Here is a 20,089-nt window from a genome sequence, read left to right on the forward strand (position 1 = left end):
CTCGGCTCAGGCCGGGCAGCCCCCCACGGAGGCGGCCGGCGCGACGGCCGGGCGCCCGATGGACGGCATGCCCAGCATGACGCCCTTGGCGGCCTCGGCCGCGGCGCCCTGGCGGGCCTCCCAGGCGTCGCCGGCCCGGGTGCGGCGCAGGCCGAGGACCGCGCCGTCGGCCACCAGGTGGTGCGGCGCGGCGTAGGTGACCTCGACCGTCACCATGTCGCCCGGCCGCGGCGCCTCCTCGCCGGCCGCGAAGTGGACCAGCCGGTTGTCGGGGGCGCGGCCGGACAGCCGCCGGGTGGCGTCGTCCTTGCGGCCCTCGCCCTCGGCGACCAGCACCTCCAGCGTCCGGCCGACCTGCTTCTTGTTCTCCTCCCAGGAGATCTCCTCCTGCAGCGCGACGAGCCGCTCGTAGCGCTCCTGGACGACCTCCTTCGGGATCTGGTCGTCCATGGTCGCCGCCGGGGTGCCGGGGCGGATGGAGTACTGGAAGGTGAAGGCGTTGGCGAAGCGGCTCTGCCGTACGACGTCGAGGGTGGCCTGGAAGTCCTCCTCCGTCTCGCCGGGGAAGCCGACGATGATGTCGGTGGAGATGGCCGCGTCCGGCATGGCGGCGCGGACCCGCTCGATGATGCCGAGGTAGCGCTCGGCGCGGTAGGAGCGGCGCATCGCCTTCAGGACCCGGTCGGAGCCGGACTGGAGCGGCATGTGGAGCTGGTGCATGACGTTGGGCGTCTCGGCCATGGCGGCGATGACGTCGTCGGTGAACGCGGCCGGGTGCGGGGAGGTGAAGCGGACCCGCTCCAGCCCGTCGATCGTGCCGCAGGCCCGCAGCAGCTTGCCGAACGCCAGCCGGTCGCCGAACTCGACGCCGTAGGTGTTGACGTTCTGGCCGAGCAGCGTGACCTCCAGCACCCCCTGCCCGACCAGGGTCTCGACCTCCGCGAGGACGTCCCCGGGACGCCGGTCCTTCTCCTTGCCGCGCAGCGACGGCACGATGCAGAAGGTGCACGTGTTGTTGCAGCCGACGGAGATGGCCACCCAGGCGGCGTAGGCCGACTCGCGCTTGGTGGGCAGCGTCGAGGGGAAGACCTCCAGCGACTCCTTCAGCTCCACCTGCGCCTCGCCGGCGACGCGGGCGCGCTCCAGCAGCACCGGCAGCGAGCCGATGTTGTGGGTGCCGAACACCACGTCCACCCAGGGCGCCTTGCGGACGATCTCGCCCTGGTCCTTCTGCGCGAGGCAGCCGCCCACGGCGATCTGCATGCGCGGGTTGGCGACCTTGGCGGGGCGGAGATGGCCGAGGTTGCCGTACAGGCGGTTGTCGGCGTTCTCGCGGACGGCGCACGTGTTGAACACGACCACGTCGGCGCTGTCGCCGTCGGCCGCGCGCACGTAGCCCGCGTCCTCCAGCAGGCCCGAGAGCCGCTCGGAGTCGTGCACGTTCATCTGGCACCCGTACGTGCGGACCTCGTACGTGCGGGGGCTCTCGTGGGTCAGAGTCATGGCGCGTTCTAGAGTAGTCGTTGTAGGGCTTGAGGAGACCGAACGGGGCCAAAAGTCCAGCTCGACGGCATGATGTGATCGGATCGGTACCACCTGGTTAGTGCGCAGCGTCCTAACGCACCCTAGGTTTTGACCCATGACGGAGAACGGGGACGTCACTCCACTGGTCAAGTTGGAGAACGTCGACAAGCACTTCGGGACGTTGCACGTCCTGAGGGACATCAACCTGACCGTCTCCCGTGGCGAGGTCCTCGTGGTGATCGGCCCGTCGGGTAGCGGTAAGTCAACGCTCTGCCGGGCGATGAACCGGCTGGAGACGATAGACAGCGGACAGATCATCTTCGACGGTCAGCCCCTGCCGGCCGAGGGCAAGGCGCTGGCCCGCCTTCGCTCCGAGGTCGGCATGGTGTTCCAGTCGTTCAATCTCTTCGCGCACAAGACGATCCGCGAGAACGTCACCCTGGGGCCGCTCAAGGTCCGCAAGGTGGCCAGGGACGCGGCGGACAAGCGCGCGATGGAGCTGCTGGAGCGCGTCGGGATCGCGGCCCAGGCGGACAAGTACCCCGCGCAGCTGTCCGGCGGGCAGCAGCAACGGGTGGCGATCGCCAGGGCCCTGGCGATGGACCCGAAGATGATCCTGTTCGACGAGCCGACCTCCGCTCTGGACCCGGAGATGGTCCAGGAGGTGCTCGACGTCATGGTCGGGCTGGCACGTGACGGGATGACGATGGTGGTCGTCACGCATGAGATGGGGTTCGCCCGCAAGGCCGCCAACCGGGTGGTGTTCATGGCCGACGGGCAGATCGTGGAGGAGAACACCCCGGACGAGTTCTTCACCAACGCGCAGACCGACCGGGCGCGTGACTTCCTGTCGAAGATTCTCACGCACTGACTATTGAGGTGGGTACACATGCACATGCGTCGAACCGGAGCGGTGCTCTCGCTTGCAGCCATGGTGGGCGGTCTGGCCGCCTGTGGAGGCGATGACAAGACCTACGCCAGCCTTGCGGACAAGGTCAAGGACGGCGGGACTGTCGTCGTCGGCACCAAGTGGGACCAGCCGAGCCTGGGTCTGAAGAAGGGCGCCGAGCCCGAGGGCTTCGACGTCGACGTGGCCAAGGCCGTGCTGAACAAGATGGCCGGCGGCAAGGATGTCAAGGTCACGTGGAAGGAGTCGGCGTCGTCCAACCGCGAGCCGTTCCTGGCCAACGGCACCGTTGACATCGTCTTCGCCACGTACTCCATCACGGAGGAGCGCAAGAAGAAGGTCACCTTCGGCGGGCCGTACGTCATCGCCCACCAGGACGTGATGGTGCGCAAGGACGACACCTCGATCAACACGCCCCAGGACCTCAAGGGCAAGAAGATCTGCAAGGCCGCGGGCTCCAACTCCTACAAGCGGATCACCGACCCGCCGCCGGACGGCCAGCTCGACCTCGACGCGACGACGGTCGACGCCGCCAGCTACTCCGAGTGCGTGCAGAAGCTGGGCGGCAACAACCTCGACGCGCTCACCACCGACGACCTGATCCTGGCGGGCTTCGCCAAGCAGGCGGGCGGCAACTTCAAGGTGCTGGGCCAGGGCTTCACGGACGAGAAGTACGGCATCGGCCTGAAGAAGGGCGACACCAAGACCTGCGAGGCCGTCAACACCGCGGTGAAGGCGCTGTGGGACGACGGGACCATGAAGCAGCTGCTGCAGAAGTGGTTCGGCGGCATCCAGGGTCTGAAGCTGTCCGAGACCGCGCCGCCGGCCGAGGGCTGCGCCTAGTAACACGTCCGAGGCGGCGGCCGGCGACCCGGTCGCCGCCGTCCTATGCGGTGGAGCACGATGGACGAACTGATTACCTACGCGCCCGAGCTCGCTCAGGGCTTCCTGGAGAACGTCAAGCTCGCCCTCGTGGCGCTGGTCGTCTCCTTCATCCTCGGCACGGTCCTGGTGGGGATGCGCGTCTCGCCGACGCCGGTGCTGCGCGCCGCCGGCACGGTCTACGTCAACGTGGTGCGCAACACCCCGCTGACACTGGTGCTGGCCTTCTCCGCGCTGGGTTTGAGCGACCAGCTCGGCCTGGTCTTCTCAAGCCAGCCTCAAACCAACTCCTTCTGGCTCGTGGCGATGGGCCTGGGTGTCTACACCGCGGCCTTCGTCGGCGAGGCGCTGCGCGCCGGCATGAACACGGTGCCGGTGGGGCAGGCCGAGGCGTCCCGGGCGATCGGGCTGACCTTCTTCCAGACCCTGACCATGATCATCCTGCCGCAGGCATTCCGGGCGGTCATCGCGCCGCTGGGCAGCGTGGTCATCGCCATGATCAAGAACACGACGGTCGCGACCGCCGGCGGCCTCCTCACCGACTCCGCGGCCACGATGAAGATCGTCTTTGATACGACCGGCGCCTCCATCCCGATCTTCCTCGGCGTCATCGCGGCCTTCATGGTCCTGATCCTGCCGATCGGCTACTTCACCGGGTGGCTGTCCCGGAGGCTGGCGGTGGTCCGATGAGCACGAACGTTCTGTTCGACACCCCCGGCCCGCGTGCCAGGGTGCGCAACCACCTGCTCACGGTCGTCAGCGTCGTGCTGGTGGCCGCCGTCCTGTACGGCGTCTACCGCGGCTTCGACGCCAAGGGCCAGTGGGCGGGCAAGATCTGGGAGCCGTTCCTCCAGGCCTCGACCTGGCAGGAGTTCATCATCCCGGGCCTGATCGGCACGCTGAAGGCCGCGGCGGCGGCCGCGGTGCTGGCACTGCTGTTCGGCGCGGTGTTCGGCCTGGCCCGGCTGTCCGACCACGCCTGGATCCGCGTCCCGGCGGGCCTGGTCGTGGAGGTCTTCCGCGCCATCCCGCTGCTGCTGCTGATCTTCTTCATCTTCTACCTGGCGCCCAGCGTGATGGGCGGCGGCGACTACGCCTTCTTCGCGGTGGTGCTCGGCCTGACCCTCTACAACGGCTCGGTGCTGGCCGAGGTGGTCCGGGCCGGCGTGCTGTCGGTGGCGAAGGGGCAGTCGGAGGCGGCCTACGCCATCGGCATGCGCAAGAACCAGGTGATGCGGATGGTGCTGCTGCCGCAGGCCGTCACCGCGATGATGCCGGCGATCGTCAGCCAGCTCGTGGTCCTCCTCAAGGACACCGCGCTCGGCTACATCATCGCCTACGTCGACCTGCTCAACACCGGCTTCAAGATCCTGCCCGCGGTGTTCTTCGGGTCGCTGATCCCGGCCGCCATCGTCATCGGGATCATCTACGTGGCGCTCAACATGTCGCTGAGCTACCTGGCGAACTTGCTGGAGCGGCGCACGCGGCGCAGCCGCAAGCTGACGACCGGCCCGGTCGAGCCGCCCGACGCGATGATCGGCGCGGCCGCCGGTGGCGTTGGCGGGGTCGTCATCGACTGATCCCTTCGGGAACACCGGAACACGGGTAAGGGCGGTCACCTGGTCGGGTGACCGCCCTTCACTGTCTCTGATCTTCCGGCAGGATGCCCCTATGCCCTTCTGGCGCTCCCCCATCTCCACGACCGACGTCGCCCGGTCCGGGCTCCGGCCGGCCTGGCCCGCCGCGCAGGACGGGCAGGTGTGGTGGACGGAGGACCGGCCGGACGAGGGCGGCCGGACGACCATCGTGCGCCGCGCCGCCGACGGCACGCGCCGCGAGCTGCTGGCCGCGCCGTGGTGCGCGCGCACCCGGGTCCACGAGTACGGCGGCCGGCCCTACGCGGTGACGCCCGCCGGCGAGGTGGTCTTCTGCAACCTCGCCGACCAGCGCCTCTACCTCGGCCATGATGACCCCGTGCCGCTCACCCCGGCGGACGACGGCTCCCGCTACGCCGACCTGCTGGTCCGCGACGGCCGCGTGTGGTGCGTGCGCGAGCGCCACCACGACGGCAAGGTGACGCGCTCCGTCGTCTCGTTCGCCCTCGACCGGCCCGGCGATCCGCGCGAGCACGTCACCGGCGCCGACTTCTACGCCTTCCCCACCCTCTCCCCCGACGGGCGGCACCTGGCCTGCGTCTGCTGGAGCCATCCCCGCATGCCGTGGCACGGCACCGAGCTGCGCGTCACCCGCCTGGCCGACGGCGTCTCGTGGACGGTCGCGGGCGGGCCGTCCGAGTCGGTCCTGGCGCCCCAGTGGAAGGACGACGGCCACCTCTACCTGGTCTCCGACCGCTCCGGCTGGTGGAACCTGCACGAGGTCCCCGTGGCCGGCGGCCACTGCCGGGCGCTGTACCCGGCCGAGGAGGAGTTCGCCGGGCCGCTGTGGCGGCTGGGCGGCCTGCCGTACGGCGTGCTGGGGGACGGGCGGCTCGCGGTGCTGCACGGGCGCGGCGACCTGCGGCTGGGTGTGCTGGACCCGGGGTCCGGGCTGCTGCGCGACCTGGACGTCCCCTGCGAGGGGTGGGACCCGGCGCTGGCCGTGGACGGCGGGGATCTGGTCGGGGTCGGGTACGGTCCCACGGCGCCGCGGACCGTCCTGCGGGTGGACACGGCGACGGGGAAGGCCGAGACGCTGGCCCGCGACGCCGGGAGGCTGCCGGACCGCGCCTTGCTGCCGTCGCCGCGGGCGGTGGAGCTGCCCGGCCGCGACGGCCGCCGCGTCCACGCCCACCTCTACCCGCCCACCGCGGGCGAGCCCGGCACGCTCCCGCCGTACGTGGTCTTCGTGCACGGCGGGCCGACCGCGCACGCCGGCACCGCGCTCGACCTGGAGAAGGCCCTGCTGACCTCGCGCGGCATCGGCGTCCTCGATGTGGACTACGGCGGCTCCACCGGCTACGGCCGGGCCTACCGCGAGCTGCTGCGGGGCCGGTGGGGCGTGGTGGACGTGGAGGACGTCGTCGCGGCGGCCGAGTGGCTGGCGAGCGAGGGCCTGGCCGACCCCGGCCGGGTCGCGGTGCGGGGCCGCAGCGCGGGCGGCTGGACCGTGATGGCGGCCTGCTGCCGGTCCGGCGTGTTCGCGGGCGGGGTGTCCTACTACGGCATCAGCGCGCTCGCGCCGCTCAACGCCCACACCCATGACTTCGAGTCGCGGTACGTGGAGTGGCTGGTCGGCCCGGAGGACCCGGAGCTGTACGCCCAACGGGAGCCGCTGGCCCTGGTCGGCGGGGTGACCTGCCCCATGCTGCTCCTCCAGGGGCTCGACGATCCGGCCGTGCCGCCCGAGCAGTCGGAGGCGTTCGCCGACGCCCTGGCCGAGCGCGGGGTGCCGTGCACGTACCTGGCGTTCGAGGGCGAGTCGCACGGGTTCCGCCGCACCGAGACCGTCGCGACCGCCCTCGCCGCCGAGCTGGCCTTCTACCAGCAGATCTTCAGCTGACGCGAAGCGCCGTCAGCCCTTGCGCCACTCCCCCGACCCGAGCGCGCCCGCCGCCTGCGGCCCCATGAGGCCGAGCCCGCCGTCGACGAAGACCGTCGAGCCGGTCACGTACGACGCGGCCGGGCTCGCCAGGAAGGCCACCACGGCGGCCACCTCGTGCGCGTCACCCGGCCGGTTGATCGGGTAGCCGGGCCTGGTGCCGATCTGCGGCGGCAGATCGTCCTGGCCGGTCATGGGCGTGGCGATCTCGCCGGGCGCCACGGTGTTGACCGTGATGCCGTACTCCGACAGCTCCAGCGCCAGGACGCGGCTGAGCATCCGCAGGCCGCCCTTGGCCGCGCAGTACGGGCCTGAGGTAGTCCATGTCGATGAGCGGCTCGGAGCTGCCGGTGCCGGCGTTGTTCACCAGCACGCCGAGACCGCCCAGCTCCTCGGCGAGGTCGTCGACGACGGCCGCGGCGCGTTCGGGGTCGGTCAGGTCGTGGCGGCGCACCGCGGCGGCCTTGCCCAGCTCGCGCACCTGCCCGGCGGTGTCCTCGGCGCCGTCGCTGTCGGAGTGGAACGTGATCCCGACGTCGAACCCCTGCTCGGCCAGCATCACAGCGGTGGCCTTGCCGATGCCGGAGTCGGCTCCCGTGATGATCGCGACCCGGTCGTACCCCTCGGTCATGACTCTCCCCTGGTCGGTCGCGGGCTCGTGCCGGGCCCCCGCCCCTGTGGCGCGGCTCGCGCGCCGGGCGGCGGCCCTCCGGCCCCCTGCCCGCGACGAGCCCCTCCACCCCTCAGCCCCCTCCATCCTCCTGCCAGGCGGATGCCAGGTCGCTGCCAGGTGGATGCCCGCGGACCCGGACACCGTTGGGGGCATGCCGCCCATCACCCACGGGGCGGTGGTTCAGCGGGCGAACTCGGTGGCGCGGGACTCGCGGACCACGGTGATGCGGATCTGGCCCGGGTAGGTCAGCTCCTCCTCGACCTGCTTGGCCACGTCCCTTGCGATCACCTGCGCCTGGATGTCGTCGATCGCGTCCGGCTTGACCATCACCCGGATCTCCCGGCCCGCCTGCATGGCGAACACCTTCTCCACACCCTCGTACGACTGCGCGATCTCCTCCAGCCGCTCCAGCCGCTTGACGTACGCCTCCAGGGACTCGCGGCGCGCGCCGGGGCGGCTGCCGCTGATCGCGTCGGCCGCCTGGGTGAGGACCGCCTCGACCGTGCGGACCTCGACCTCGTTGTGGTGCGCCTCGATGGCGTGGACCACGTCCTCCGACTCGCCGTACCGGCGGGCGATCTCCGCGCCGATCAGCGCGTGGCTGCCCTCCACCTCGTGCGTGAGTGCCTTGCCGATGTCGTGCAGCAGGGCGCAGCGCTTCATCAGCCGCTGGTCGAGCTTGAGCTCGGCGGCCATGATGCCGGCGATGTGCGCCGACTCGATGAGGTGCTTCAGCACGTTCTGGCCGTAGGAGGTGCGGTAACGGAGCTGGCCGAGCAGCAGCGTCAGCTCCGGGTGCATGTCGGTGATGCCCAGCTCGACCAGCGCGTCCTCGCCGGCTCTGGCGCACAGGTCCTGGACCTCGGCGCGGCTGCGCTCGTGCGCCTCCTCGATGCGCTGGGGATGGATGCGGCCGTCGAGGACGAGCTTCTCCAGCGTCAGCCTGGCGGTCTCCCGCCGCACCGGGTCGAAGCACGACAGCAGCACCGCTTCGGGGGTGTCGTCGATGATGAGGTTGACGCCGGTCGTGGACTCGAACGCCCGGATGTTGCGGCCCTCGCGGCCGATGATGCGGCCCTTCATCTCGTCGCCCGGCAGGTGCAGCACGCTGACCACGGACTCGGCCGTCTGCTCGGCCGCCACCCGCTGCACCGCCAGGGTGACGATCTTGGTGGCGCGCTTCTCGCCCTCCTTGCGGGCCTGTCCCTCGATCTCCCGGATGATCAGCGCGGCCTCGCGCTTGGCCTGGTTCTCGATCTGCCTGACCAGCTCGGCCTTGGCCTGGTCGGCGGTCAGCCCGGCGACCCGCTCCAGGATGGCCCGCCGCTCCTCCTCGACCTGGAGCAGCTCGGCCCGCCGCTCCGACAGGCGCGCCTCGGCCTCGCCCAGCTTGCGCTGGAGCTCAGACTGCCGCCTGGCCTCCTCGTCCAGGCGCTCCTCGCGCTCGGCCAGGCGGGTCTCGCGGCGTTCGAGGTCGGCCCGCAGCTCCTTGAGCTCGGACTTGAGGATCCGGCCTTCCTCCTCGACCTCGCGCCGCATGCGCGCGGCGCTCTCGGCCGCGGCCTCGGACCGGCGCAGGATCTCCTCGGCGTCGGACTCGGCCTTGCCGCGGATCTCACCCGCCTCCTGGCGGGCCTGCTCCAGCTCCTCGTGCACGGCCTCGACCTGCTCGGGGGACGGCTTGGCGGACTGCGGCAGGAGCCCCGAGGTGCGGCGGACCACTATGAGCAGCGCGGCGATCATCCCGAACGTGAGCAGGAGCACCGCCACCGACAGCACCACGACAAGCGGCCCCATGTGCTCCCCGCCCTCCTCGCGTCGTCAACACCCGTAAACGTGGCCACAGAACGCGAGGGGTCACATGCGCGGCGCGGAACGCCGATCGGCGTCGTCACGACGACGGAGGTCTCGCCGAGGCTGTCTCGCCGAGACGAAAGCCAGGCCGAGCTCGGCCGGGCACCGACTGGGACAGCCGGGGCCTCGCCCGCCTCGATGGAACAAGCTCGTTCGTCCGTACTTCACCGGTATGACAATCCGCGCAGCGCGGAGTAACTCCTCACTGCCGTCGAGGTTATGCGTCGGAGAAGTCACGAGCAAGCAAACGGGTTATCAAGCGTGTCTTACGGGATGGCTTCTCGTGATTCGCCCGGATATGGTGCGATCCCGGAAATGGCACGCGTACGGCAAGCCGCGCCCTGGGCCCGTGCGCGCACGTCCCGGCCGTGCCGGCGGAGGGCACGGGCGCGTTCTTTCCCCTCCAGTCAATCCCATAAACCCCACAAGTCACATGTGTCCCGCATTCGCCGCCGACGGGGGCCCAATGGGGCTTACCTCACTGAAAGCCGGAAACCCATTTCGTCCCTCAGGCACGCAGGCGCAGCCCCCGGGGAGTCGGGTGGAAGCCCGCGGCCTCCAGGGCCTCCGCCAACGGCGACTCGGTGATGGAGGCCCCGTCGGCACGCTCGACGGTCAGCTTGCCGAGGGCGCCGTCGCGCACGGCCAGCGCCAGCGCGTCCACCGCGGGCCGCAGCCGCTCGTCGTCGGTGAACGACAGCAGCGTCTTGCCGCCCCGCTCGACGTACAGCACGAGGAACCCGTCGACGAGCACCACCAGCGCGCCGGCCTTGCGTCCGGGTTTGTGGGCGACGTCGCCGGGGTGCGCCGGCCACGACAGGGCGCCTCCGTAAGGGTTCGCCGGATCGGCCGCCGCGAGCACCACCGCCCGCCGCGTCCCCGCACCACCGGCCGCACCGGTGGACAGCTCGGCGGGGGGAACGGCCGGGGCGCCCGAGGGCGCCATGGCCCGCATCCGGTCGACGGCCCCGGGCAGCGCGAACTGGGCGCCTCCCAGCCCTTCCACGAAGTAGCCGCGCCGGCATCGGCCGCTCTCCTCGTAGGCGCGCAGCACCTGATAGACCGGCGAGAACCCGCCGGGCAGCCGCTCGGACGTCACCGCGCCGCGGGTCAGCACCCCGTGGCGTTCGAGCAGCGCCTCGGCCTGCGCCTGCGCCCGCTGGGTCGCGTCGCCGGCCGGTGACGGCAGCAGCCACCACCGCCCGCCCACGGTCGGCGGCCCGCTCCGGGTGGGCAGCACGGCCCGGCGGCGGCGCGTCGTGGCCGGCCGGTGGGCGGGACGCCCGGAGCCGAGCGTGGCCCGCAGCGGCGCCAGCGTGTCGCCCGACACCCGGCCCGCCCACACGAGGTCCCACAACGCCGTGGCGAGCGCCGCGTCGTCCAGGGAGCCGAGCCGCTCGGACAGCCCGCGGAAGAACAGCGCCCCTCCCCCGCCGAGCGCCTCCAGCACCTGCTCGTGGACCGGCGTCATCGTGATCTCGCCCGGCTCCGGCAGCAGCACCGGCGCGGTGTCGGCGAAGTAGAGCGAGACCCATCCGTCGCCGCCCGGCAGCGACCCCTGGCCGGCCCAGATCACCTCGCCGGAGGAGGTCAGCTCGTCGAGCAGCGCCGGATGGTAGCCGGGCACCCGCGAAGGGAGGATCAGGGTCTCCAGCGCCGAGGCGGGCACGGCGGCGCCCTGGAGCTGCTCGACGGCGTGGACGAGCGCGTCCATCGCCCGCGCCGCCCCCGCCTGCCTCGCCGGCCCCGCGGTCCCGGAGGAGCCGGTGATGCCGTGCCAGGCCGGCAGGAACAGGGCCAGCGTCTCCGGCGCGACCGGCTCGACCTCCTTGCGCAGCCGGGCCAGCGAGCGGCGCCGCAGCATGCGCAGCACGCCCGCGTCACACCACTCCTCGCCCCGGCCCCCCGGCCGGAACTCGCCGTTGACCACCCGCCCGGACGCCGCCAGCCGGTGCAGCGCGTCGCGCACCACGGCCACGCCCAGCCCGAACCTGGCCGCCGCCGTGCCCGCGTGGAACGGCCCCCGCGTGCGGGCATGGCGCGCCACCAGGTCGGCCAGCGGATCGGCGACCGGCTCCAGGAACGCGTGCGGGACGCCCACCGGCGGCGGCACGCCCAGCGCGTCGCGCATCCGCGCCGCGTCCTCGATGGCCGCCCACTGCTCCTCGCCCGCGACGCGCACCCGGATCGCGCGCCGTGCCCGTTCGAGGTCCTCCAGCCAGGCCGGGTCGCCGCCGCGCACGCTCACGTCGGGCGCGAGCAGCGGTCCGTGCGAGCGCAGCAGGTCGGCCAGGTCCTCGGCGTCGCGCAGCGGCCGGTCGAGCCGGGCCAGCTCCCGCTCGGCGTCGGAGATCACGTCCGGGTCGAGCAGCTCGCGCAGGTCGGCCTGGCCCAGCAGCTCCGCCAGCAGCGAGGTGTCGAGGGCCAGCGCCTGGGCCCGGCGCTCGGCCAGCGGCGCGTCGCCCTCGTACATGAACGCGCCCACGTAGTGGAACAGCAGCGACGCCGCGAACGGCGACGCCTGCGACGTCTCCACCTCGACCACCCGCACCCGGCGGGCGGCGATGTCGCGCATCAGCCGGACGAGCCCCGGCACGTCGAACACGTCCTGGAGGCACTCGCGCATCGTCTCCAGCACGATCGGGAACGACGCGTACCGCGAGGCCACGCCCAGCAGGTTGGCCGCCCGCTGGCGCTGCTGCCACAGCGGGCTGCGCCGGCCGGGGGTGCGGCGCGGCAGCAGCAGCGCCCGGCCCGCGCACTCCCTGAACCGCGAGGCGAACATCGCCGACCCGCCCAGCTCCTCGGTGACGATCTGCTCGATCTCCTCCGCGTCGAACGCGGCCACGTCGGACGGCGGCTCGGTCAGCGTGTCGGGAATGCGCAGCACGATGCCGTCGTCGGAGTGGACCGCCTGCACGTCGACGCCGTAGCGCTCCTGGAGCCGCCGGTTGATCGCCAGCGCCCAGGGCGCGTGGACCCGCGCGCCGTACGGGGAGTGGATGACCACCCGCCAGTCGCCCAGCTCGTCGTGGAACCGCTCGACCAGGAGCGTGCGGTCGTCGGGCACGTAACCGGTCGCCTCGCGCTGTTCGGCCAGGTAGGACTGGAGGTTGGCGGCGGCGTACTCGTCCAGCCCTGCGGCTCGCGCCCGCTCGGTCGAGCCGTTCGCGGCCTGCTCCCGCAGAAACGCGCCGATGGCCCTGCCCAGCTCGGCCGGGCGGCCCGGGGCGTCGCCGTGCCAGAACGGCAGCTTGCCCGGCTGGCCAGGGGCCGGGGAGACGAGGACCCGGTCGGCCGTGATGTCCTCGATGCGCCACGACGTCGCGCCCAGCACGAACACGTCGCCGACCCGCGACTCGTACACCATCTCCTCGTCCAGCTCGCCGACCCGCGACGCCTTCTCGCCCACCAGGAACACGCCGAACAGCCCGCGGTCGGGGATGGTGCCGCCATTGGTGACGGCCAGCCGCTGGGCGCCCGGCCGCCCGCGCAGGGTGCCCGTCACCCGGTCCCACACGACACGGGGGCGCAGCTCGGCGAACTCCTCGCTCGGGTAGCGGCCGGCCAGCATGTCGAGCGTGGCCTCCAGCGCGGAGCGGGGCAGGGTGGCGTAGGAGGCGGCCCGCTTCACCACGGCCTCCAGCTCGTCCACCGTCCACTCGTCGAGCGATGTCATCGCCACGATCTGCTGGGCGAGGACGTCGAGGGGGTTGCGGGGGTAGCGCAGCTCCTCGATCTCGCCGTTCTTCATGCGCTCGGCCACGACCGCGGTCTGCACGAGGTCGCCGCGGTACTTGGGGAAGATCACGCCCTTGGACACGGCGCCCACCTGGTGGCCGGCCCGGCCTATGCGCTGCAGGCCGCTCGCCACACTGGGCGGCGCCTCGACGCAGGCGACCAGGTCCACGGCGCCCATGTCGATGCCCAGCTCCAGGCTGGAGGTGGCGACCACGGCGGGGAGCCGGCCCGACTTGAGCGCCTCCTCGATCTGCGCCCGCTCCTCCTTGGAGACGGACCCGTGGTGGGCACGGACGATATCGGTCACCACCCCCTTGCTCGCGCCGGCCTGCGCCATCATCTCCGCGGGACTCCGCCGCACCAGCCGTCCCACGTCGGGGCCGTCCGGCGTGCGGGAGTGGGGCGTGCCAGGGACGGACGCGCCGGGGTCGGACGCGCCGGGGTCGGACGCGCCGGGATTGGACGCGCGGGGGCCGGGTGTATCGCCGTCACCGTGGCCGTCGCCGCCGCTGTCACCTTCGCGGTGGGGGTCGGTCTCCCAGATCGACAGGTCGATCGCGTCGGCCGTCCCCGGTCCATGGGCTCGCTCGTACGCCAGCTCGTTGAGGCGTGTGCAGAGGCGCTCGGCCAGCCGCCGGGAGTTGGCGAACACGATCGTCGAGCTGTGTGCCCCGATGAGGTCGAACAGCCGGTCCTCGACATGCGGCCAGATCGAGCGGCTGGCCGGATCGGGCACCAGGTCGTCGCCGTCGCCCCGGCGCGGCCCGCCCTCCAGCTCCGTCATGTCCTCGACCGGGACGACGACCTCCACCTCGATGCGCTTGTGGGAGGGCGGCTGCACCACGGTCGCCGGCCGGGAGCCGCCCAGGAACGCCGCCACCTCGCTGACCGGCCGGACCGTCGCCGACAGGCCGATCCGCTGGGCCGGCCGGTCGAGCAGCGCGTCGAGCCGTTCGAGGCTGAGCGCCAGGTGCGCGCCGCGCTTGGTCGCCGCGACGGCGTGCACCTCGTCGATGATCACCGTGCGCACGTCGCGCAGCGCCTCGCGCGCCTGGCTTGTCAGCAGCAGGAACAGCGACTCGGGCGTCGTGATGAGAATGTCGGACGGCTTGGCCGCGAACCGCCTGCGGTCCTGGGCCGGGGTGTCGCCGGACCGGATGGCCACCGAGATCTCCGGCACGGGCAGGCCCAGCCGCCGGGCCGTCTGCTTGAGCCCGGTCAGGGGTGCGCGGAGATTGCGCTCGACGTCGACGGCCAGCGCCTTGAGCGGGGAGACGTACAGCACCTTCGTCCCCCCGGACGCGCCCTTCGCCCCTCCGGCGCCCTTCGTCCCCCCGGAGGCGGCCCTGGTTCCCCCTGCGCCCTTCGTCCTCCCGGACCCGCCCCTCTCACCATCGGCCGTCCTGGAGCGCCCGCCCGGCCCGGCCGGCGCGGACGGCTCGGGGCGCTCGGCCTGCTCAAGGCGCTCCGACTGCTCGGCGGCCAGCCGGTCGAGGGACCACAGGAACGCGGCCAGCGTCTTGCCGGAGCCCGTCGGCGCCACGACCAACGTGTTGTCACCACGGGCGATGGACTCCCAGGCCCCCTCCTGCGCCGCCGTGGGCGCGACGAAGGCTCCGGCGAACCACTGCCTGGTCACCTGGCTGAAATGGTCGAGCGAGCTCACCTGCCCATAGTGCCTCGCCGTACCGACAGAAAACGCATTGTGGCGGCCCCTGGTGATTGAGCGGGCACACAGGCGGACATAGAGCGACCGTGAGCATCGACCAAGCAGCCATCGACGCGCGCCGCGAGGAGATCAGGGAGCGCTACCTCTTACCGCACCGGCCACCCAGCAGCGCTCGCGGGCTGCACCACTTCGCGCTGGTGTCCTCGGACCTGGAGCGGACGATCCGGTTCTACCAGGAGCTTCTGGAGTTCCCGCTCACGGAGATCATCGAGAACCGCGACTACAAGGGTTCCAGCCACTTCTTCTTCGACATCGGCAACGGCAACCTGCTGGCCTTCTTCGACTTCCCGGGGCTCGACCTCGGCCCGTACCAGGAAGTGCTCGGCGGGCTGCACCACATAGCCATCTCCGTCGACACGGCCACGTGGGAGCGTCTGCGCGGGAAGCTGGAGGTGGCCGGCGTGCCGCACCAGATCGAGAGCGGCGCCTCCATCTACTTCCGGGATCCCGACGGCGCCCGTCTGGAGCTGCTCGCCGACCACCTCGGCGAGATGTACGGCTCACGCGTGCTCTGAACCCACCTCGGAACCCGCGCTTCGAGCCGCCGTGCCGATGTCCGCCCGGCGTTCGGACGGGGCGCGACCTGTCGCCGCTGTCTCGATGCCCTGCGACCTGCCGCCGCTCTCTCCATGCGGTACGGCCTGTCGCCGCTCCTTGGAGGCGGGACGGTCTACCGCCGCTCCTCGGATGCGGTACGGCCTATCGCCGCGATGCCCGGCGTGTCCTCGGCTCGCCCGCGCGGGGTGCCTGCCTGATGCCCGCGTGCCGTTCGGACCTTTCCGCCTTGTCCTTCTGTACGGCGAGACGTTGCGCCAGGCGTAACTCGCGGCGCCTGGCACGGTTCGCCTTGGTCTTGCTGGTCTTCGGGGGTGAGGGTTTGTGAGTCTTGGCCATGCGGGTGTCCTACCCATGCCGCCGGTGGTCCCATACTTGAGTGATGCGGTTGACCGAGTTCTGGAGGCGGATGCGCGCCCACTTCGGCGACACCTACGCCGACTCGTGGGCCCGCGACTACGTGCTGGCGCCCCTGGGCGGCCGCACGGTCACGCAGGCGCTGGCCGAGGGCGAGAGCGCGAAGAGCGTCTGGCGAGCGGTCTGCCAGGTGGAGAACGTGGCGTCGTCGCTCCGGTGACCTCAGGACGTCACCGGGGGGACGCGTCGAGCGTCCGCCTCAGCGCCCCGGCCGTGCGCGCGAGCTCCTCCACCCATCCCTGACCGCCGGGCGCCCACAGAAAGATCCATCCCCCGCGCGAGGGGGTGGCGAAGATGATCGTCTGCCGCCCGGTGTCCGGATGCCAGACCCAGAGCATCGGATCGTCGCCGCCTATCATGCGGCTCACCAGTCCCTGCTCGGGCAGCAGCTCGGCGAGAGCCTCCAGATGGGCGCGCCGTTCCCCGGTGTACGTGTTCGCCACGTCGTCGCCTCCAACCCTCTACCCTTGGGTCTCCCCAGCTCATATCGGCTGGCAACACGTATGCCGCAAACCACCGCATATACGGTCGATCTGGACGTACTGTCGCGGCGCACTCACAGAGAGAGCCGACGGCAGCCGATCGCTCGGCGACCGGAGCGCCGCCCTGGAGCCGCCGTGGGACTTCACGGCTCGCCCAGCACCACGAACACCGACGCCACCACGGTCACGTCCCTGCCCTGAACGACCGCACCGCCGCCGACCCCGGACCACTCACGATCGCCCGCGAGGAAACGGCCGACTGCACGCGGGGCGAGCAGCCGGTGCCACGCCGGAGAACACGTACGCGCACCCGTCACGCCGCACAACGGCGGCGTCCACCGACGCGAACGGCCGACCAGGGCGAGCAGCCGGACGCGGGGCAGGGCGGGCGGCCGGTACCACGCAGAGCGGGCGACCGGTCGCCGGCAGGGCGCAGCCGGGCGGCATGGCGATCGGCGGCTCCTGGGCAGCGTGTTACCGGTGTGATCGAACAGCCGTTCGGCTACCATGAGAGACGCCGGGGACTCCGCCCTCCCCGACGACCCACAGAAAAATGTCGGTGGCAGGCCGTAGCTTTCACTCGACTGAATCGGACCACGACCCTTCAGGGGGAGCTCCCATGGCTATCAACGACCGCGAGAAGGCCCTCGAGACCGCCCTCGCCCAGATCGAGCGGCAGTTCGGCAAGGGCTCCGTCATGCGCCTCGGCGATGACGCCAGGGCTCCCATCGAGGTGATCCCCACCGGCTCCATCTCTCTCGACGTGGCGCTGGGCATCGGAGGCCTGCCGCGCGGCCGGATCGTCGAGATCTACGGACCGGAGTCCTCCGGCAAGACCACGGTCGCCCTGCACGCGGTGGCCAACGCGCAGCGGGCGGGCGGCATCGCGGCGTTCATCGACGCCGAGCACGCCCTCGACCCCGAGTACGCCAAGAAGCTCGGCGTCGACACCGACGCGCTGCTCGTCTCCCAGCCCGACACCGGTGAGCAGGCGCTGGAGATCGCCGACATGCTGATCCGGTCCGGCGCCGTCGACATCATCGTCATCGACTCGGTCGCCGCGCTGGTGCCCAAGGCCGAGATCGAGGGCGAGATGGGCGACAGCCACGTCGGCCTCCAGGCCCGCCTCATGTCGCAGGCGCTGCGCAAGGTCGCCGGCGCCCTCAACAGCACCGGCACCACCGCGATCTTCATCAACCAGCTTCGCGAGAAGATCGGCGTCATGTTCGGCTCGCCCGAGACCACGACCGGCGGTAAGGCGCTCAAGTTCTACGCCTCGGTCCGCATGGACATCCGCCGCATCGAGACCCTCAAGGACGGCACGGAGGCGGTCGGCAACCGCACCCGCGTGAAGGTCGTCAAGAACAAGATGGCCCCGCCCTTCCGGGTCGCCGACTTCGACATCCTCTACGGCGTGGGCATCTCCCGCGAGGGTGGCCTGATCGACATGGGTGTCGAGCACGGCTTCGTCCGCAAGTCCGGCGCCTGGTACACGTACGAAGGCGACCAGCTCGGCCAGGGCAAGGAGAACGCCCGCAACTTCCTGAAGAACCACCCCGACATGGCCAACGAGATCGAGAAGAAGATCAAGGACAAGCTGGGCGTGGGTCCGCGCGTCGACGCCCCGGCCGAAGCCGCCCCGGCCGCCCCTGCCGCCCCGGCGGCCGCCGCTGCTCCCACGGGCCGCGGCTCGAAGGCCGCCGCCGCGCCGAAGCCCGGTGACGTCTGATCGGCCTCCCATGAGTGAACACCGACCATCGGCCTCGGCATGAGCGGCGACGACCAGGCGCCCCACGACCACGACTGGGGCGCCTGGCCAGACGTCCCGCCTTCGTCCGCCGGCCGTACGAGCAGACGCGGCCAGTCCGACTCCGCCTCCACGTCCGGTTCCGGTTTCACGTCCGGCTCCGGTTCCACATCCCGGTCCGGCTCGTCCTCGACGTTCCGGTCCGGCTCATCCCGGTCCGGCCGTCGTTCGGACGCGGCTTCCGGCCAGAGCCGGGACGCGGCGAGCGGCCGCCGGAGGCGCGGGTTCTCACCGGACGACACTTCGGACACGTCGAGGAGCCAGGGGTGGGGTGGCTCACGCGGTCAGGGAGGGGACGCCTCGCCGTCGGTGGACGGCTGGCCCTCACTGACCGAATGGCACGAACAACGCAGACAACGCGCCACCTCCGCCGCCCCGGAGCCTGACCTCCCCTCATCCGACCCCACAGATCAGCGTCCCCAGGAGCTCAACGACCAGGACCCCCAGCCCCCAGCCCTCACTGAGGCAACGGAAGCCGGCCACCCGGATGGCGTCGAAGATGGCGCCCCCACCTGGCCGACACAGTCATCGGACCGCACGCACCCCTTCTGGGCTGCCGGACCAACGACCCCTTCCGGGAACGCCGACGCACCTGCGACCACCGGGCAGTCCGCCGACGCGGACGATCCATTCATGGCCGGGGCGCCTTCGGGCACCTGGTCACCGCTGGAGGAGGCGGAGCCGGACGATCATGCGGGTGCGAGTACGGAGTCGCCGTGGACAGGCGGAGCCGGCGACGTCGCGAGCGTCGCAGCACCGTGGAGCGGCACGGCCGGTGACAGCCCGAACGTCGAAGCACCGTGGAGTGACGCGGGTGGTGACAGCGCTGGTGCCAAGTCGCCGTGGACCGACACAACTGATGACGACGCTAGTAGCAGGTCGCTGTGGAGTGACAGGGCTGGTGACGACCCGCGCGTAGTGGCACCAGGGAGCGCTGCGGCTGGCGACGGCATGGGCGCCGAGTCACCGTGGAGCGACAGAGCCGAGGACGACACCAGCACCCCTGGGACCGGCACCACCGGGACCAGCACCATGGGGACTGGCACCGCTGGGACCGGCACCACCGGGACCAGCACCACGACAGGCTCTACTGGCCCCGCGGACACCACAGGCGCCGGCCCCAATGACACAAATGGCACCCAGGGCGCCACCACTGGCACCACCGACACCAGCGCTGTCACCTTCGGCACCACAGGCACGATAAACACCAGCACCAGCACCAGCACCGGTGCAAGGTCGCTGTGGGGCGGCGGGGTCGATGACGGCGTGGGTGATGGTGTGGGTGATGGCGTGTCCGAGGAGGGGCCGGCGGGTCGTGGGCGTCGGTCTGGACGAGGACGTTCCGGAGGAGGACGTTTCGGGTCTGGGCGTGGCGGGCGAGGGAGGCGGTCCGGTGGCGCGGGCCGGGGTTGGTTGTCTGACGGGCCCGACGAGGAGTCGCCCGCGGCATCCGCGCCTCCGGCCGATCCCGAGTCGGTGGCGCGGGCCATCTGCCTGCGGCTGCTCACGATGGCGCCCAAGACGCGCGCCCAACTCGCCGAGGCCCTGCGCAAGCGTGACGTACCGGATGAGGCGGCCGAGGCGGTGCTCGACCGGTTCTCCGAGCTGGGCCTGATCAACGACGAGGCGTTCGCCGAAGCGTGGGTCGACTCGCGCCACCATGGCCGCGGCCTCGCCAAACGGGCTCTGGCGGCCGAGCTGCGCCACCGCGGAGTCGACTCGGAGACGGTGAACGAGGCCGTGGAGCGGCTCGACCCCGACCAGGAAGCCGAGACGGCCCGCCGCCTCGTGGAACGCAAGCTCGCCTCCACCCGCAACCTCGACCCCCAGACCCGCACCCGCCGCCTCGCCGGCATGCTGGCCAGGAAGGGCTACCCGTCCGGCCTCGCGTTCCGGGTCATCAAGGAGGCGTTGGAGCAGGAGGGCGTGGAGGTGGAGGAGGACTATCCGTAAGGGGCGGTGCTGGGCTGAGGTTGAGTGA

At 71.7% G+C, this 20,089-nt stretch carries 14 protein-coding genes and 1 pseudogene; 9 read left to right on the forward strand and 6 right to left on the reverse strand.

Going from position 1 to position 20,089, the window contains the following annotated elements; all coding sequences use genetic code 11:
- Positions 1-6: 6 nt before the first annotated feature.
- Complete coding sequence (gene miaB, locus MTP10_RS17160) at positions 7-1,503, reverse strand: tRNA (N6-isopentenyl adenosine(37)-C2)-methylthiotransferase MiaB (RefSeq protein WP_310710454.1); 1,497 nt, start codon at positions 1,501-1,503, stop codon at positions 7-9.
- A gap of 136 nt (positions 1,504-1,639) precedes the next feature.
- On the opposite strand from miaB, the gene MTP10_RS17165 reads away from it, so the two are divergent.
- The 5 genes from MTP10_RS17165 (at position 1,640) to MTP10_RS17185 (ending at position 6,811) form a co-directional block, all read left to right on the forward strand.
- Positions 1,640-2,395, forward strand: coding sequence for an amino acid ABC transporter ATP-binding protein (locus tag MTP10_RS17165; protein WP_310710455.1), 756 nt, complete (start codon positions 1,640-1,642; stop codon positions 2,393-2,395).
- An 18-nt stretch (positions 2,396-2,413) separates the two neighbouring features.
- Entirely contained in the window at positions 2,414-3,274 is an 861-nt protein-coding gene (locus tag MTP10_RS17170) for a glutamate ABC transporter substrate-binding protein (protein WP_310710456.1), read from the forward strand.
- Between the two features lie 60 nt (positions 3,275-3,334).
- Complete coding sequence (locus MTP10_RS17175; protein ID WP_310710457.1) at positions 3,335-4,003, forward strand: amino acid ABC transporter permease; 669 nt, start codon at positions 3,335-3,337, stop codon at positions 4,001-4,003.
- Positions 4,000-4,893: an amino acid ABC transporter permease gene (locus MTP10_RS17180; protein WP_310710458.1), complete on the forward strand. Its 894-nt coding sequence runs from the start codon at positions 4,000-4,002 to the stop codon at positions 4,891-4,893. Before MTP10_RS17175 ends, MTP10_RS17180 begins: the two co-directional genes overlap by 4 nt.
- Before the next feature lie 91 nt (positions 4,894-4,984).
- Positions 4,985-6,811 carry a prolyl oligopeptidase family serine peptidase gene (locus MTP10_RS17185; RefSeq protein ID WP_310710459.1) on the forward strand — a complete coding sequence of 609 codons (1,827 nt, stop codon included), beginning with the start codon at positions 4,985-4,987 and terminating at the stop codon, positions 6,809-6,811.
- Between the two features lie 12 nt (positions 6,812-6,823).
- On the opposite strand, the pseudogene MTP10_RS17190 reads toward MTP10_RS17185, so the two are convergent.
- The 3 genes and pseudogenes from MTP10_RS17190 to MTP10_RS17200 form a co-directional block, all read right to left on the reverse strand.
- A pseudogene (locus MTP10_RS17190) lies at positions 6,824-7,685 on the reverse strand (SDR family oxidoreductase).
- A gap of 18 nt (positions 7,686-7,703) precedes the next feature.
- Positions 7,704-9,320 carry a ribonuclease Y gene (gene rny / locus MTP10_RS17195; protein WP_310710460.1) on the reverse strand — a complete coding sequence of 539 codons (1,617 nt, stop codon included), beginning with the start codon at positions 9,318-9,320 and terminating at the stop codon, positions 7,704-7,706.
- 565 nt (positions 9,321-9,885) lie between these two features.
- A complete protein-coding gene (locus tag MTP10_RS17200) occupies positions 9,886-14,784 on the reverse strand; it encodes a DEAD/DEAH box helicase (RefSeq protein WP_310710461.1) in 4,899 nt (1,632 codons plus the stop codon).
- An 89-nt stretch (positions 14,785-14,873) separates the two neighbouring features.
- Here MTP10_RS17200 and MTP10_RS17205 point away from each other — a divergent pair, with 89 nt between their 5' ends.
- Positions 14,874-15,362: a VOC family protein gene (locus MTP10_RS17205; RefSeq protein WP_310710462.1), complete on the forward strand. Its 489-nt coding sequence runs from the start codon at positions 14,874-14,876 to the stop codon at positions 15,360-15,362.
- Between the two features lie 422 nt (positions 15,363-15,784).
- A complete protein-coding gene (locus MTP10_RS17210) occupies positions 15,785-15,979 on the forward strand; it encodes a DUF3046 domain-containing protein (RefSeq protein ID WP_310710463.1) in 195 nt (64 codons plus the stop codon).
- A gap of 10 nt (positions 15,980-15,989) precedes the next feature.
- Here MTP10_RS17210 and MTP10_RS17215 read toward each other — a convergent pair whose 3' ends face one another.
- The gene (locus MTP10_RS17215) at positions 15,990-16,262 is read right to left on the reverse strand and encodes a hypothetical protein (RefSeq protein WP_310710464.1); all 273 of its coding nucleotides are present in this window, start codon (positions 16,260-16,262) and stop codon (positions 15,990-15,992) included.
- 182 nt (positions 16,263-16,444) lie between these two features.
- On the reverse strand, positions 16,445-16,618 hold the full coding sequence (locus MTP10_RS17220; protein WP_310710465.1) for a hypothetical protein: 174 nt from the start codon (positions 16,616-16,618) through the stop codon (positions 16,445-16,447).
- A 302-nt stretch (positions 16,619-16,920) separates the two neighbouring features.
- On the opposite strand from MTP10_RS17220, the gene recA reads away from it, so the two are divergent.
- Positions 16,921-18,030 (forward strand): recombinase RecA, encoded by a 1,110-nt coding sequence (gene recA / locus MTP10_RS17225; RefSeq protein ID WP_397203626.1) that lies wholly within the window; start codon positions 16,921-16,923, stop codon positions 18,028-18,030.
- Positions 18,031-19,140: 1,110 nt separating this feature from the next.
- A complete protein-coding gene (gene recX, locus MTP10_RS17230) occupies positions 19,141-20,061 on the forward strand; it encodes a recombination regulator RecX (RefSeq protein ID WP_310710466.1) in 921 nt (306 codons plus the stop codon).
- Positions 20,062-20,089 lie beyond the last annotated feature (28 nt).

Origin of the sequence: Nonomuraea sp. 3-1Str (genome assembly GCF_031570565.1) — a bacterium.
GTDB lineage: Bacteria > Actinomycetota > Actinomycetes > Streptosporangiales > Streptosporangiaceae > Nonomuraea.